The 14455-nt window shown below is 70.2% G+C and carries 12 protein-coding genes and 1 CRISPR repeat array; of the genes, 2 read left to right on the top strand and 10 right to left on the bottom strand.

The genetic code is table 11. The annotated features are described in order from the left end of the window. Positions 1-38 precede the first annotated feature (38 nt). The 6 genes from KGS77_RS31225 to KGS77_RS31200 form a co-directional block, all read right to left on the bottom strand. A complete protein-coding gene (locus KGS77_RS31225; RefSeq protein WP_242586481.1) occupies positions 39-1229 on the bottom strand; it encodes a Cmx/CmrA family chloramphenicol efflux MFS transporter in 1191 nt (396 codons plus the stop codon). An 878-nt stretch (positions 1230-2107) separates the two neighbouring features. Further along, positions 2108-2626 carry a DUF6196 family protein gene (locus KGS77_RS31220; RefSeq protein ID WP_242586479.1) on the bottom strand — a complete coding sequence of 173 codons (519 nt, stop codon included), beginning with the start codon at positions 2624-2626 and terminating at the stop codon, positions 2108-2110. 9 nt (positions 2627-2635) lie between these two features. Beyond that, a complete protein-coding gene (locus KGS77_RS31215; RefSeq protein WP_242586478.1) occupies positions 2636-4075 on the bottom strand; it encodes an FAD-dependent monooxygenase in 1440 nt (479 codons plus the stop codon). 84 nt (positions 4076-4159) lie between these two features. Further along, positions 4160-5059 (bottom strand): SAM-dependent methyltransferase, encoded by a 900-nt coding sequence (locus KGS77_RS31210; protein WP_277994337.1) that lies wholly within the window; start codon positions 5057-5059, stop codon positions 4160-4162. A gap of 137 nt (positions 5060-5196) precedes the next feature. After that, positions 5197-5475 (bottom strand): DUF397 domain-containing protein, encoded by a 279-nt coding sequence (locus KGS77_RS31205; protein WP_242586477.1) that lies wholly within the window; start codon positions 5473-5475, stop codon positions 5197-5199. Positions 5476-5478: 3 nt separating this feature from the next. Next, a complete protein-coding gene (locus tag KGS77_RS31200) occupies positions 5479-6345 on the bottom strand; it encodes a helix-turn-helix transcriptional regulator (RefSeq protein WP_242586476.1) in 867 nt (288 codons plus the stop codon). A gap of 139 nt (positions 6346-6484) precedes the next feature. On the opposite strand from KGS77_RS31200, the gene KGS77_RS31195 reads away from it, so the two are divergent. Further along, a complete protein-coding gene (locus KGS77_RS31195; protein ID WP_242586474.1) occupies positions 6485-6964 on the top strand; it encodes an ATP-binding protein in 480 nt (159 codons plus the stop codon). Positions 6965-7098: 134 nt separating this feature from the next. Here KGS77_RS31195 and KGS77_RS31190 read toward each other — a convergent pair whose 3' ends face one another. Beyond that, complete coding sequence (locus KGS77_RS31190; protein ID WP_242586472.1) at positions 7099-7899, bottom strand: SGNH/GDSL hydrolase family protein; 801 nt, start codon at positions 7897-7899, stop codon at positions 7099-7101. 294 nt (positions 7900-8193) lie between these two features. On the opposite strand from KGS77_RS31190, the gene KGS77_RS31185 reads away from it, so the two are divergent. Next, positions 8194-9006: a tyrosine-protein phosphatase gene (locus KGS77_RS31185; protein ID WP_242586470.1), complete on the top strand. Its 813-nt coding sequence runs from the start codon at positions 8194-8196 to the stop codon at positions 9004-9006. 55 nt (positions 9007-9061) lie between these two features. Here KGS77_RS31185 and KGS77_RS31180 read toward each other — a convergent pair whose 3' ends face one another. The 3 genes from KGS77_RS31180 to dxs all read right to left on the bottom strand — a co-directional run bounded on the left by KGS77_RS31180 (position 9062) and on the right by dxs (position 14398). Then, positions 9062-10216 (bottom strand): serpin family protein, encoded by a 1155-nt coding sequence (locus KGS77_RS31180; protein WP_242586468.1) that lies wholly within the window; start codon positions 10214-10216, stop codon positions 9062-9064. A 258-nt stretch (positions 10217-10474) separates the two neighbouring features. Then, a CRISPR array of direct repeats spans positions 10475-11056; the repeat unit is 29 nt; unit sequence GTGGTCCCCGCGCGTGCGGGGGTGGTCCC. Positions 11057-11096: 40 nt separating this feature from the next. After that, the gene (locus KGS77_RS31175) at positions 11097-12479 is read right to left on the bottom strand and encodes an aspartate aminotransferase family protein (RefSeq protein WP_242586466.1); all 1383 of its coding nucleotides are present in this window, start codon (positions 12477-12479) and stop codon (positions 11097-11099) included. 47 nt (positions 12480-12526) lie between these two features. Then, positions 12527-14398, bottom strand: a complete 1872-nt coding sequence (dxs, locus tag KGS77_RS31170) for a 1-deoxy-D-xylulose-5-phosphate synthase (protein ID WP_242586464.1) — start codon at positions 14396-14398, stop codon at positions 12527-12529. Positions 14399-14455 lie beyond the last annotated feature (57 nt).

The following is a 14455-nucleotide window of genomic DNA, read 5'->3' as shown; positions in this document are numbered from 1 at the left end:
GAACAACCAACGAACGGAGGGGACCTCGCTCACCACCGTTACGGGGTACGCACCGGAACCGGGGCGTGGTGATTCTTCTCAGCCTTGCGCCGGTGGAGGGTGAACGCCAGGACGACCGTGGCCAGCGCTCCGGCCGTCATCACGGCGCTGACCCATGCCGGAGCGCGGAAACCGAGCCCGGCCTCGATGACCACGGCTCCGAACCAGGGGCCTGCGATGTTGCCGATGTTGAAGGCGGCCGTCATGAACCCGCCCGCGAGAGTGGGGGCGTTGCCGGCCAGAGAGAAGGTACGGGAGGTGAGCGCAGGGGCGGCACCGAAGGCGAGGAAGCCCTGGATGAAGACGAGGAGGACGACCATGACGGGATTGCCGGCCGTCAGGGCCAGTAGGGACCAGCCGAGGGTGAGTGCCGTCATACCGCAGAACAGGACCGTGAACGGGCGGGCGTCGGCGACCCGGCCTCCGATGGTGATACCGGTGAAGGCGCCCACGCCGAAGAGCACCAGCATCACCGGCACCCGGCCCGCGCCGAATCCGGTGACGTCGGTCAGCAGCGGTGCCAGGAAGGTGAAGGTGCAGAAAGTACCGCCCTGCACCAGCGCGTTCATGGCGTACGCGACGAACAGCTCCCGGTTCGCCAGCGCCCGCAGCTCGCTACGGACGCTCGTACCGGAGGTCTCGGGCCGATCGTCCGGGAGGGACAGGAGGACGGCGACGACGGAGGCGGCGGCCAGTACCGCGACCGCCCAGAACGCCGACCGCCACCCGTACTGCTGCCCCAGCAACGCGCCGCCGGGGACGCCCGCCACACAGGCCAGCGTGGTTCCGCCGACCACGATCGACATCGCACGCGCCCTGGCGTCGGCCGGGACCATACCGACGGCCGCCCCCGCGGCCACCGCCCAGAAACCGGCGTTGGCGAGCGCCCCGACCACCCGTGTGACCAGCAGTACGCCGTAGTTGGAGGTGAGAGCCCCGAGGACATGGACCAGGACGAACACCAGCAGAAACGCCACCAGCGCCCGCCGCCGGGACCAGCGCAGCGTCAGGACCGCCAGCAGCGGCCCGCCTATGACCATCCCGACGGCAAACGCCGAGGTCAGCAACCCGGCATCGCCGATCGAGACGTGTAGGTCGCCGGCGATGGCAGGCACCAGGCCGGAAAGCATGAACTCCGAGGTGCTCTGGGCGAACACCGCCAGCCCGAGCATGTAAACGGCGAATGGCATGAGACGAACGCTCCAGGAAGAGAGACGAAGAGAAAGAGAAGAGGAAAAAGAAGAAGAGGCCGCACCGCACCCCATCGAGAAAGCCGAAGAGGCACCGGAACGGGGTGGTAGCGGGGCGGATTAGTGGCGGGGCGGGGTGGGGCGGGGGCGAGTCAGGGCGGTGGCGGGGCGGGGAGAGGCGGAACGGAGCGAGGTAGTGCGGGGGTGAGGTGGTGGGGCGGAGGCGGGGAGGGGAGGGGGCGGGACGGAGTGAGGTAGTGCGGGGTGAGGTGGGGGCGGGGAGGGGGGCGGGGGCGGGGGGAAGGAAACCGGGAGGGGGGCGAGTTGATCGTCCGGGGCCGGGCGCGTCGGTCAGGAGGTACGTCGGCACGCGGAAGGTGGCAAGTGGCCTGCGGTGATGGGGTACGCGCGGTCGTCGGCGTACGGGGCACGGCTGGGCCGGCGCATGGGAGCTGGTCCGTGAGACAGAAGCCGTATCCGTGACGGAAATGGTGTCCGTGGTGGAAACAGGTCTGTGGTGGGAGAGATGCCCATGGGCGGCAGGTAGGTGCCCGCTCGCGTTATGCCCCGACGGGAAGGAAGGCGGTCGTCGTCACGCCGTGGTGATGGGTACCCAGTATCGCGGCGGCACAGAGGCGTCGCGGGGTCGGTGGGTCAACAGATCAGCGAGAAGACCACCGGACGACCGGCGGTCAGCTTCTGTCGGATTCAGGGCTGGACACGATCAGCACGTTAACAGGTGACGGCGAGTTCGCTCAACGGAATAGCGCGGTATGGGCGGAGGCGGTCAGGGAGGAAGCGGTCAGGGAGGAGGGCGAGCTGCTCCCGGCCGGAAGGGAGAAGCCGGGAGCAGGTCGGGCCAGTCCGGGACGCGGCGTTCAGCCGGTGGCGTTGGCTGTGACGTCCGCCTCGGCGTTGATGCCGACGTCGATACCGGCGTCGAGGCCGATGTCGGCGGGGGCGTTGGCGCGCAGGGATTTGACGGTGGCTACGGCGTCGGGGAGGAGGTGGGCCGGGCAGCCCCAGTAGTCGTAGATGCCGCCGCGGTCCCGGTTGCTGCCGCAGACCACGAAGACCCCGGTTCCCAGCCGGTGTTTGAGGTGGGTGGCCAGCCACCCGACGAAGCCGCTGTTGTCCACGCCGGAGGGGAAGTGGAAGGAGAACAGGCCGAAGCGTTCCCTGTCCGCCGGACCGTCGTCTGTGTAGGGAACCAGGGCGCTCCAGGAGTCCTCGTCCCGCACCACCGCGAGTGTCCGTGGCGTCAGGGTCGGCGGGGCGTGCAGGGGCGTTTCCTCGTAACACCAGGTGCCGTCGTGCACCTTGAGTTCTGCGATGGCCAGGACCTGGCGCAGCCGCTGTTCGGTCACATCCGGGGTCTCTTTGCTCACATCCACCATGGGCCGACTCTAGGACACAAGATCAGCGGTGTCGCCCCGTACGGGTTCAACGGTCAGCGGCGGGGACGGCAGCGCCGGTTTTCGTGGCAGCAGCAGCGTGCGCAGGGCGATCCGCGGGGCCGCCAGGCGCGCGGGCGGGGCGGTGAGGCAGAAGACGTCGCGGAACGCCGCGCCGACGACCGGGTCGATGGCCGCACGGGCGGTGAGCCGGTCCACGTACCACGTGCTCAGCCGCTCGCCGAGGCCCGCTTTGGTCCGGTCGGCGTCCACGTACGGGCGGTCGGCGCCGACGGCCGCGAGCCAGGCCGGGTCCGTGGCGCGGGCCACGGCACGTTGCGCGTTCCCGGCGAAGCCCGGATACGGACCGCCGGCGGCTTCCAGGGCGGTGCGCAGGGCGTACGCGCCGAGTGCGGCGACCGACATGCCCTGCCCGTAGACGGGGTTGAAGGTGCAGTGTGCGTCGCCGAGCACGACCAGTCCCTCGGGGAGGGCGCCGGGACGCTCGAAGTGACGGCGGCGGTTGCTGGTGTCGCGGAAGCCGTGGACGGGCGAGACGGGTTCGGCGTCCGCCAGCAGCCGGTGGACATACGGGTCGCCGAGCGTGGTGGTGAAGCGTGCGAAGGCGTCCTCGTCGGTCGGCGGGTGGTGACCGCGTACGCCGGAGAGGGTGAGCAGCCAGGTGCCGTCCTCGACGGGGAGGTACGCGGCGCCGCGCGGGCAGTCGGGGCGGCCGGGGACGTTGACGCCCGCGTCCGGCGCGGCGGCGGGGTCGCGCGGGCGGAACATCCGGGTGGCGTAGGCGATTCCGGAGTCCACGGTCACTTCTCGTGGGGCGGGCAGGCCCAGGGCCGCGTACCACTGAGGTGCCCGGGAGCCGCGTCCGGAGGCGTCCACGACGAGCGTGGCCGGCAGTTCGCGCTCCGCCGGGGCACCGGCCGCCACGGAGCCGCGGGACCGTACGCGGACGCCGGTGACCTGACGTGCGTCACCGGTCAGGCCGATGGCTTCGGTGGCTTCCAGCACCTCGACGCGGGTCGGCGACCCGGCGGCGGCCCGTAGCGCGCGGTCCCGTACGACGCCGTCCAGCACGGGCCTGGTGACGCTCACGCAGGTGTGACGGCGTTCGTCGAACCGGCGCTGCCAGCCCGTGGGCATACGGGTGAGCAGGTCACGCGGCAGGTACAGCCGCCGCGCCCCGGCCGCGGTCAGTGCCTGGACCGTGCCGGGGAGCAGGCGGTCCAGCGCCTGCTGGCCACCGCTGAGGAGGATGTGCAGGTGACGCGCCTGCGGGACGCCTTTACGGAAGGTGTGCCCCGTGGGGTAACGGTCGCGTTCGACGACGGTGACGCTGTCCACGTGGCCGAGCAGCGCGGTCAGGGCGAGCATCCCGGCGAGCCCGCCGCCGATCACCACCGCGTCCTGCCGTCCCCTGGCCGACGGCTCCCCCACCGCGCCTCCCTCGGTCCGGTCCTCGGTACCGGCCTCGGTTCTCCGGGCCGGGGCTCAGTTCTTCGTGGTTCTTCGTGCCGGTGCTCAGTTCTTCGTGCCCACGCCGCCGTAGAAGATGATGTTGTTGAGTTCCTCGGCGGTGGGCACCGGCTCGTCCGGGCGCCACAGCGGCACTCGTACGACCCCGGGTTCCATCAGCGTGAACGGCCCGAACAGCGGCTCGATCTCCGCTTTGGTGCGCAGGTTGAGGGTGGCGGTGGCGTTCTTGTAGACGTCCAGGACGCCGTCGCGCGCCTCCTCGTCCGTACGGCCCTGCTCGTACGCCTCGTACGGCTCACCGGTGGCGTGCGAGAGCACCAGCCGGCTGCCCGTGGGCAGCGCCTCCGCCAGGGTGGCGACGATCCCGGCCGGGTCCTCCTCGTCACGGACGAAGTGCAGTACGGCCACCAGCAGCAGCGCGACCGGACGGTCGAAGTCGATCAGTTCCCGGACCGTCGGGTGGTCAAGAACGGCCTTCGGGTCGCGTACATCGCCGAGAATGAATCCGGTGTGTTCCGTATTGGTCAGCCGCGCGCCCGCGTGGGTGGCGACGATCGGGTCGTTGTCGACGTAGACGACCCGTACGTCCGGGTTGGTCTCGTGGGCGACCTCGTGGGTGTTGGGCGAGGTCGGGATGCCGGTACCGATGTCGATGATCTGCTCGATGCCGTCCTTGACCAGCTCGCGCACGGCCCGGCGCAGGAAGGCGCGGTTGGCGCGGGCACTGACGCGCACCTGCGGGTGCACTTGGATGACGCGCTCCGCGGCCTGGCGGTCGACCTCGTAGTTGTCCCAGCCGCCGAGGTAGTAGTCGTACATCCGCGCGGGGTGCGGTGTGGCGGTGTCTATCTCGTCGGCCGTGAAGCCCTGCGGCTGCCGCGCGCCGTCCTCGTTCCAGGAGCTGACCGCGCCCTGCGAGAAGTCCGAGAAGTCTTCTTCCTTCATGCCGCCACCTCTGATGCCGTCGCCCTTCACACCGCCGTCCTCCCTCACGCCGCCGTCGCGCACGCCGCCGTCCTCCATGCCGCCATCCCTCCTCACCTCGTCGTCTCTCACCCCGTCCCCTCCCCCGCCCGCGCCTCTCACGCCGTCCTGCGTTCGCCGCACCTGCACGGTGCCGCGGTGATCAGGAAGTCGGCCTCGCCGGCCTTCGCGCCCTCGATGAAGCTCTTGATCTCGCGGTGGGTGTAGATCAGGGCCGGGCCCTCGGGGTCGGTGGACTGGCGCAGCGCCACCCGTCCGTCCCCCAGTTTCATGGCCTCCACGCACTCGCCGCCGTTCCCGCCGCTCCAGGGCTTGTGCCAGCCTTCGCTGCCCAGCTCCCCGGCGGGCATGCCGTTGTAGATGCTCCTGCGATCCATGGTTCAGATCTCCTTGCGAAAGCCGCTCAGAAGGGCTTCGGTGGTCTGTGCCGGCGCGGCCTGCGCGCACATACGGTCCAGGGCTTCCAGGAACTGTGAGACGTCCTCGCGCTGGTCGAAGTACACGGCGCCGACGAGGCTTTCCGAGTACGCGATGTCCGGCAGCTCCGGAATGGGGAACCGGAAGATGTGGAAGGGTCCGTACATCGCGGGGTGCGGGCCGGCGGCGAAGGGGATGATCTGCAACCGTACGTTGGGCATGGCCGTGGCCTCGGCCAGCCGCGCGATCTGTTCGCGCATGACCGCGGGCCCTCCTATGGGGCGCCGGAAGACCGTTTCGTCCATGACGACCCACAGCATCGGCGCGTTGTCACGGGTGAGCAGCGCCTGCCGTTCCATGCGCAGCGCGACGCCGCGGTCGATGTCCTCCTGCGGGGCGTGCGGCATGCCGGCCCGCAGCACGGCACGGGCGTACGCCTCGGTCTGCAACAGGCCCGGCACGTAGTGGGGTTGGTAGGCCCGGATGAGGCTGGCCTCGCTCTCCAGGCTGACGAACGCGCTGAACCACTCCGGCAGGACGTCCCGGAAGTGGTGCCACCAGCCGGGCCGGTTGGCTTCGCGGGCGAGCGAGAGGAAGCCGTCGATCTCCTGCCGGTCCTGGACACCGTACGTCGCCAGCAGTTTCTCGACGTACGGGATCTTCAGGCCGACCTCGGCCTTCTCCATGCGCCGGACCGTGGCATGGGTGACATCGAGGGCGGCGGCGGCCTGTGCGTAGGACAGTCCCGCTTTTTCGCGCAGGTCCTGGAGCCGCTTGCCGAGCACCACCCGCAGGACGGTCGGAGCGCCACCCGCGCGTGCATCCGCCACTGCCCCTCCTCCCCTCCAACCGGCTTGCTTGATCAGCAGTGTGACACGACAGCCGCAACACGAACAGAGTGTGCTTACGTTTCTGCAAATTGCAGATTGATCCTTGCCAATGGTGACCAACATCGCACATAGTTGCGGAGTGGCTTCCTCCAACAACGCTCCCTCGTTAGAGCGCTGTGGCGGCTTCGTCGCCGAGCGCCTTCAGGACGCGTTCCACTTGCCGGCGCGACGCACCTCCGTCCCCGAGGCACGCAGACGCGTGCTGGCGGTACTGAAGGAGTGGGGTGCGGCCCAACAGGTCCGCGACGACGTCGAGTTGGTGGTATCGGAGCTGTTCACCAACGCCGTGCGCCACACCGAAAGTCAGAGCGTCGGCTGCGAGCTGACGCTCAACGGGGCCCGGCTGCGGGTGGAGATCACCGATCAGGGGCGGGGCACGTCCACCCCGCACATCCAGCCCGGCAGCGTGGACAAGGAGTGTGGCCGGGGGCTGTTCCTCGTGGGCGCGCTGTCCGAGAACTGGGGCGTACGGGCCGACGGCGCCGGCCGCGGCTTCGTCGTCTGGGCCGATATGGCGTACGGAGGGAGCGGGGCGAGCGGGAGGAACGACCACCTCTGATCGCGGGTGACCGGCCCCGGACAGCCGAAAGCCGCTGCACCGATTCCGGCCGGGACCGGTGCAGCGGCTGACGAGCGCTTCTCCCCTACAGAGGGCGTCGTTCCCCTCCAGGGGGGACGGGAGCGACCGGGCGCCTACAGAGGCAGCAGGTCGGGCCGCTTGGGCTCCACGTGGTCCCCCGAGGACTCGCCGCGCAGCCGCCGCCCGATCCACGGCACGAGGTGCTCCCGCGCCCAGTGGATGGTCTCCCGGCGGGCAGCCGCCGCCGAACGCTCCGCCTCCGGCGGCCACGCCTGGTCCGGGTCCGCGGGAACCTGGAGGCCCAGCACCTGCCCGGCGCGCAGCGCGACCCGGGTGTGGCCGTCGGGCGACAGGTGCAGCCGGTCCTCGCTCCAGGCCCGCCGGTCCTGTACGGACTTCAAGGACCACAGGTCCAGCACCGGGCAGCCGTGCCGGTCGGCGATGGCCCGGACGTGTGCGGTGTACGTCGCGATCTTGCCCCGCAGGTGCTTGAGCAGCGGCACGTCACGGGTGTCGAAGCCGGTGCACACCAGCACCGTGTCCACCGACTCGCGCAGGTCGGCGACGGCCGCCTCGTACCGCTCGGCGACGGCGTCGGGGTCCGAGCCGGGCCGCAGGATGTCGTTGCCGCCGGCACAGAACGTCACCAGGTCCGGGCCGAGCTCCTTGGCCCGGGGCACCTGCTCCTCGACGATCTGGTCCAGCAGCCGCCCGCGGACCGCGAGGTTCGCGTAACGGAAGTCGCCCTCCGCCCGCTGGTCCGACAGGAGAACCGCCAGCCGGTCCGCCCAACCGATGTACGCCCCGTCACGGCCGGGATCCCCGACCCCCTCGGTGAAGCTGTCCCCGACGGCTGCGTACGACCCGATGGCGCCGTTCGCGCCGTTGCGCATGTTCTTCGAATCGTCTGCCACGTGAGGACATACTTCACCCCCAGAAGTGACTTACGCCACCGTAACCAGGGGTTGACGGGAGGTGATTAATGCCACCTGGTCAAATTCTTCTCAAGTCGGAATAACAATCGATCAAGGATGCCCGTTGATCAACCGGCATCCGGCCGCCCTCCGTCATGCAGCCGTCTGCGGGCATCGGACCTGCGACGTATCCCCACGCAAGGAGCCGATGACGCATTGGTCACATGTCGTATCGTCAGAGGTGCCCCGCCTCGCCGACGAGCAGCGTCGGCCAGGAGACACCAAGGAGAGTCCGTGACGCAGCAGACGCCCTCGATCCCGTTCACCGACTCCGATCTCGCCGAGGTGCGCAACTTCCGGGATGTGGGCGGGCTGCCGACCGTGGACGGACGACGGGTACGTCACGGCCGGCTCTTCCGCAGCGGTCACCTCGCGCACGCCACCGAGGCGGACGCCGAGTTCCTCTCCCGGCTGGGACTCCACACCGTCTTTGACTTCCGCAACCTCGCGGACATCAAGCTGGAGGGCCCCGACGTCACTCTTCCCGGTGTACGCAATGTCAACATCCCGCTCACGGACCCGGCCGACGGCGCCGAGTTCTGGGCGATGGTGCGCGACGGCGAGCTGGGGCATCTGCGTACGGCGCTGGGTGACGGCAAGGCCGCGCGCCGTATGGCGGAAACGTACCGCCACATCATCACCACCCGTACCGCCGACCACAGCCGTGTACTCCACGCACTCGCGCAGGACAGCGTCCCCGCGCTGATGCACTGCGCGGCCGGCAAGGACCGCGCGGGCCTGTCCATCGCCGTGACCCTGCTGGCGGTCGGCGTCGAACGGGAGGCCATCGAGGCCGACTACCTGGAGTCCAACGCCGCCCACCGCCGCTACAAGGTGCGCCGCTCCGACAGCTCCGCCGTCGGCATGTCGCCGGAGGTCATGGAACTGCTCGCGCCGCTCTTCGACGCCCGCGCCGAGTACCTGGCCGCCGCGTTCGACGCCATCACCACGACCTGGGGATCGGTCGAGGCGTACCTCTCCCGGGGCCTGAAGCTGACGCCCGAGACCCGTGAGCGGCTGCGCGATCAGCTCCTGACCTCGCAGTGACCGCCGGCGCCGGCGCTCCCTGACGCCGCCGATCTTGCCTCCGCTCGGCGGCGGGTCACCACATGCCGACCCGTACTTCCGGTTCGGCGACCCACCCCGCCGCCAGTACGAGCCCGGACGCACGGTGCACCGCCAGGAAGCCGAACGGCCGGTCGAAGACGACCTGGTGAATTTTCGCCTGGTACGGCGGCTCCATGGGAGCCGCGCCCGCCGTCGCAGGGATGGCGGTGACCGCCGCGGCACGGAAGCCCAGCGGGCCGAAGGTGGCGGTGGCGCTCTGCCGCGCCTGCGAGACCGCCAGCGGCTCGTCGCTGATGCCCGGGAAATGACCCGTCCGCTCGTCCTGTGCCGTCTTGAGCCCGAACAGTTCCGCCCGCTCCAGCAGATCGTGCTCCGCGCTCACCGTGAACGACGGGACGCAGGTGGCCAGTCGGGGCGTGGTGCTCCAGCTCGGTACGGTCCGTACGGTGACTCCCGGAGCGTACGGACCGTCCGGCAGCGCCTGTCCCGGCGTCCGCTCAGCCACGCCCTCGACGTCCGCCACCCCCGCCGCGAGTACCGCACCGGGCGCACAGCCCTCCGGGCCCAACACCAGCCGGACGTCGATCCCGTTGTCCCCGTCGACCCGCAACGAGGTCACCGGACCGTCCGGTGTGTGCAGCACGGCCAGTTCTTCCCCGAGGTCCTGATAACGCACGAGCCCGGCGGCCGTCTGCCCGGCCCACGGCCCGGCGGCGGCTTCGAGAAACGTTTCGTCAAACGGCTCACGCCAAGTCGTCCGCACCAGCAGAGCACTGGCCAACAGCATCCGGGTGTCGTCGTCGACAACGACCGGCATCCTCTCGATCAGCCCGTCGGTGTTCCGGGCGGCCCAGGCATCCAGTGCCCGCTGATCACCCTCCCGCTCCCCGCTGAACACTTCATGAGCCCCCACCGGCAGCGCCATACGCCACAGCGGACGCAGCGGCAGATCCCGCCGGCTCCACACCCCCACGGCCGCATCAATTCCCGGCTGCGCCCGCAGACTCTCCAACAACTCACGCCCGGCCGCCACCGCGCCGTCCGCGCCGATCCCCAGAGCCCCTTGCAACTCCTCCCGGGCCGCCCCGCCCGCCGGCCCCGCAAGCAACGCCAGCAACGGCCAGACCCCGGCCGCGGTAAGAACCGTCCCCCGCTCCCCCTTTATGTCCCGCACCCACCGCGCGGTCATACCATTGACCGCCCGCACCGTCACCGCCGCAACCACACTTCCCCCATCAAACATCAATCCAACCGGTCTCGATCGGCGTCGACCGGTCGCGCCGAACACCCCGCACAACAGCGGGAGTCCGACCGACGATAACGGATCAGCATGGCCTTCCAAGTACAGCGCACCTACCCGACGCCAGAACGAACGCCCGTTTTGCCGGAGTCGCAAGAAGTAAGCAAAATCCACCGCCCCACCTGACAAAGCCGCTGCTCACGGCCTGTGGTCCCCGCGCGTGCGGGGGTGGTCCCTTGCGGCGGGCGGCGGCCTGCAGGACCTGGACCTCCGTGGTCCCCGCGCGTGCGGGGGTGGTCCCGAGACGTTCAGGAACGCCTATACACATGTGCCGTGGTCCCCGCGCGTGCGGGGGTGGTCCCGGTTCTCTGACCGTCACCAAGCCCCAGCACGAGTGGTCCCCGCGCGTGCGGGGGTGGTCCCGGCGCCGTCCACACCACCTACGGCGACCCCGTGTGGTCCCCGCGCGTGCGGGGGTGGTCCCTCGGCGTTGCAGTAGGCGTCCCAGCTGTCGTAGTGGTCCCCGCGCGTGCGGGGGTGGTCCCGCCTGTCTCCGGATGCGGTAGACACGGGCGTCGTGGTCCCCGCGCGTGCGGGGGTGGTCCCACCCTGGCGGGCGGCGGACTGAGCAACCTTGCGTGGTCCCCACGCGTGCGGGGGTGGTCCCACGGCGGCGAAGACGGCGGCGGTGTCGAGCTGGTGGTCCCCGCGCGTGCGGGGGTGGCCCCCGAGTCTGGGAAGTCGGCGTCAAGCTCGGCCGGTGGTCCCCGCGCATGCGGGGCTAATCCCTCGGTCGCCCCCGCACCCCGCATACACCCACACCTCAGCCTCAAGACCTCGCCGGCAGCGACTTCAGGAGAGTCCGGCCGAAGTCCCACATCAGGCCGCCGCCTCCGTGGGCGTCGTCCATGACTGCGGTGAAGGCGTTGACGAAGCGGTCGACTTCCTTTTCGCCGATGATCAAGGGGGGGATCAGTTTGATGACTTCCAGGTGGTCGCCGGAGACCTGGGTGAGGATGTGGTGGCGCTGGAGGAGGGGGACGACGACCATTTGGGCGAAGAGGCCCTTGCGGGCGGCCTGGAGCATGGTCCAGCGGCTGCGCAGGCCCAGGGACTTGGGTTTGCCGAACTCGATGCCGATCATCAGGCCCCGGCCGCGTACGTCGTGCAGCAGCTCGTACTTGTCGATGAGGGCGGCGAGCCGGGTGCGCAGGAGGTCGCCGGTGTGGCGGGCGCGGGCGGTGATCTCTTCGTCTTCCATGACGGACAGGACGGCCAGGCCGGCCGCCATGGCCTGGGCGTTGGAGCCGAAGCTGGCGGAGTGGACCAGGACGCGGTCCATGGAGGAGTAGACCTTTTTGAAGATCCAGTCTTTGCCGAGGGTTGCGCCTACCGGGATGTAGCCGCCGGAGAGGGACTTGGCCACGCACACCAGGTCCGGTTCGACGCCGCCCTCGTGCTGGTAGGCGAAGAAGTCGCCGGTGCGGCCGAGGCCGGTCTGTACCTCGTCGGCGATCAGGAGCGCCTTGTGTTTGTGGAGCAGTTCCTGGGCGGCGCGCAGGAAGCCGGGCGGGGTGGGGTGGACGCCCTTGCCCTGGATGGGTTCGACGACGAAGCCGGCCACGTCGCCGCGCTTGAGTTCGCGTTCCAGTGCGGCCAGGTCGCCCATCTGGATGGCGGTGTCGGGCAGGAGGGGGGCGAAGCCGTCGCGGAAGCCGCTTTCGCCGTTGACCGACAGGGAGCCGGTGGTCAGGCCGTGGAAGGCGTGGGTGCAGTACAGGACGCGTGGTTTGCCGGTGGCGTAGCGGGCGAACTTCAAGGCGGTCTCCACGGCTTCGGTGCCGCTGTTGCCGAAGAAGACGCGATCCAGGTGGGGGGTGTAGGACAAAAGTTTCTCGGCCAGGAGGCCCGGTAGGGGCTGGCAGTCGAAGCGGGTCAGGTCGGGGAGGTCGGCGTCCAGGACGTCGTGGAGGGCCTGTCGTACGACCGGGTCGTGGCGGCCCAGGCCCATGACGCCGAAGCCCGCGAGCATGTCCAGGTAGTCCTGTCCCCGGTCGTCCCAGAAGTAGGCGCCTTCGGCCCGTACGTAGGTCTTGTCGAAGCCGATGGTGTGCAGCATCCGTGGGAGCTGGTGGTTGACGTACCGGGCGTGCAGGTCGTAGCGCTCCTCCCCCCGCTCGGCCAGCAGCTTGCGCAGGTTGAATGCGGTCACGGGGTGTTCTCCTCACGGGTTACGGGCGGCGGGTCACGGACGAGGGGTTACGGGCGACGGGCGAGCGTGGCGCTGATCCGGCCGGCGATCTCGGCCGGGGTGAGTCCTATGTCGGCCAGTACCTCGCCGCGCTTGGCGTGGGCGAGGAACTGTTCGGGGATGCCGAAGGTGCGCAGCGGAAGATCCACTCCGGCGTCGCGCAGGGCCTGGCCCACCGCCCAGCCCACGCCGCCGGTGCGGCTGTTGTCCTCGACCACGGCCACCGTGGTGTGCCGGGCGGCGAGTTCGGGTATTGCGGCGTCGACCGGCTTGACCCAGCGGGGGTCGATGACCGTCGTACCGATGCCGCGTGAGGTCAGGAGGTCGGCGGCCTCCAGGCAGACCGGTGCCATCGCCCCGACCGCGATCAGCAGGACGTCTTCGCCGGCGGCCCGTGCCAGTACGTCCACGCCGCCGACTCGTTCCAGGGCGGGGATCGGCGGGCCCACCGACTCCTTGGGGAAGCGCAGTACGGTCGGCGCGTCGTCGATGCCGACCGCCTCGCGCAACTGGGCCCGCAGTTGCTCGGCGTCGCGTGGTGCGGCGATGCGCAGGCCGGGGACGACACCGAGGACCGACAGGTCCCACATGCCGTTGTGGCTGGGCCCGTCCGTGCCGGTGACACCGGCCCGGTCCAGAACGAAGGTGACGCCGCACTTGTGCAGTGCGACGTCCATCAGGACCTGGTCGAAGGCGCGGTTGAGGAAGGTGGCGTACACGGCGACGACCGGGTGGAGGCCGCCGGTGGCAAGGCCCGCCGCGCAGACCGCGGCGTGCTGTTCGGCGATGCCCACGTCCCAGATCCGGTCGGGGAAGGCGTCGGCGAAGGGGCCCAGTCCCACGGGCCGCAGCATCGCGGCGGTGACGGCGACGACGTCCGGGCGCTCGGCGCCGATCCGGACCATTTCCTCGCCGAAGACGGCAGTCCAGGAGGGTGGGCCGGGCGGGGCGGCGGGCTCGCAGGTCAGCGGGTCCATGGCGCCGACGGTGTGGAAGCGGTCTGCCTCGTCCTCCAGGGCCGGCCGGTAGCCGCGGCCCTTCTCGGTGAGGCAGTGGACCAGTACGGGGCCGTGGAAGCGGGCGGCGCGGCGCAGCGCGGATTCGACGGCCGCGATGTCGTGGCCGTCGATGGGGCCGACGTACTTCAGGCCCAGGTCCTCGAACATGCCCTGGGGTGCGAAGGCGTCCTTGAAGCCTTTCTTGGCGCCGTGCAGCGACTCGTACAGTGGTTGTCCGACCACGGGGGTACGTTGCAGCAGGTCCTTGCCCCAGGCCAGGAAGCGTTCGTAGCCGTCGGTGGTACGGAGGGTGGCGAGGTGGTTGGCCAGGCCGCCGATGGTGGGCGCGTAGGAGCGCTCGTTGTCGTTGACGACGATGATCAGCGGGCGGTCCTTGGCGGCGGCGATGTTGTTCAGGGCCTCCCAGGCCATGCCGCCGGTCAGCGCGCCGTCACCGATGACGGCGACGACATGGTCGGCGCTGCCGCGTATCCGGTTGGCCTTGGCCAGGCCGTCGGCCCAGCCCAGGACGGTGGAGGCGTGGGAGTTCTCGATGACGTCGTGTTCGGACTCGGCGCGGGAGGGATAGCCGGACAGGCCGCCCTTGCCGCGGAGTTTGGAGAAGTCCTGGCGGCCGGTGAGCAGCTTGTGGACGTAGGCCTGGTGTCCGGTGTCCCACAGGATGCGGTCGGCGGGTGAGTCGAAGACCCGGTGCAGGGCGATGGTCAGTTCGACCACGCCCAGGTTGGGGCCGAGGTGACCGCCGGTGCGGGCCACGGCGTTCACCAGGAACTGCCTGATTTCCCCGGCCAGTTCGCCGAGAGCCTCTTCGGGGAGCGCCTTGAGGTCGCCCGGTTCCCGGATGTGTTCCAGCATCGCCATGCTCGGTCCCCCTTCTGTGGTTCAGCCGACGGTGGCGTCGGGGGCGCCTGCCGCCGT

This window comes from Streptomyces sp. MST-110588 (assembly GCF_022695595.1).
GTDB lineage: Bacteria > Actinomycetota > Actinomycetes > Streptomycetales > Streptomycetaceae > Streptomyces.
Note: the sequence above shows the minus strand (reverse complement) of the source record. Positions and strands in the feature narration are given on the sequence as shown.

Excerpts from the sequence above, each read along its gene's own strand:
- KGS77_RS31205 (WP_242586477.1), bottom strand. The coding sequence starts at position 5,475 with ATGGATCGCAGGAGCATCTACAACGGCATGCCCGCCGGGGAGCTGGGC.
- KGS77_RS31210 (WP_277994337.1), bottom strand. The coding sequence starts at position 5,059 with ATGAAGGAAGAAGACTTCTCGGACTTCTCGCAGGGCGCGGTCAGCTCC.
- KGS77_RS31180 (WP_242586468.1), bottom strand. The coding sequence starts at position 10,216 with ATGACCGCGCGGTGGGTGCGGGACATAAAGGGGGAGCGGGGGACGGTT.
- KGS77_RS31225 (WP_242586481.1), bottom strand. The coding sequence starts at position 1,229 with ATGCCATTCGCCGTTTACATGCTCGGGCTGGCGGTGTTCGCCCAGAGC.
- KGS77_RS31220 (WP_242586479.1), bottom strand. The coding sequence starts at position 2,626 with ATGGTGGATGTGAGCAAAGAGACCCCGGATGTGACCGAACAGCGGCTG.
- dxs (WP_242586464.1), bottom strand. The coding sequence starts at position 14,398 with ATGGCGATGCTGGAACACATCCGGGAACCGGGCGACCTCAAGGCGCTC.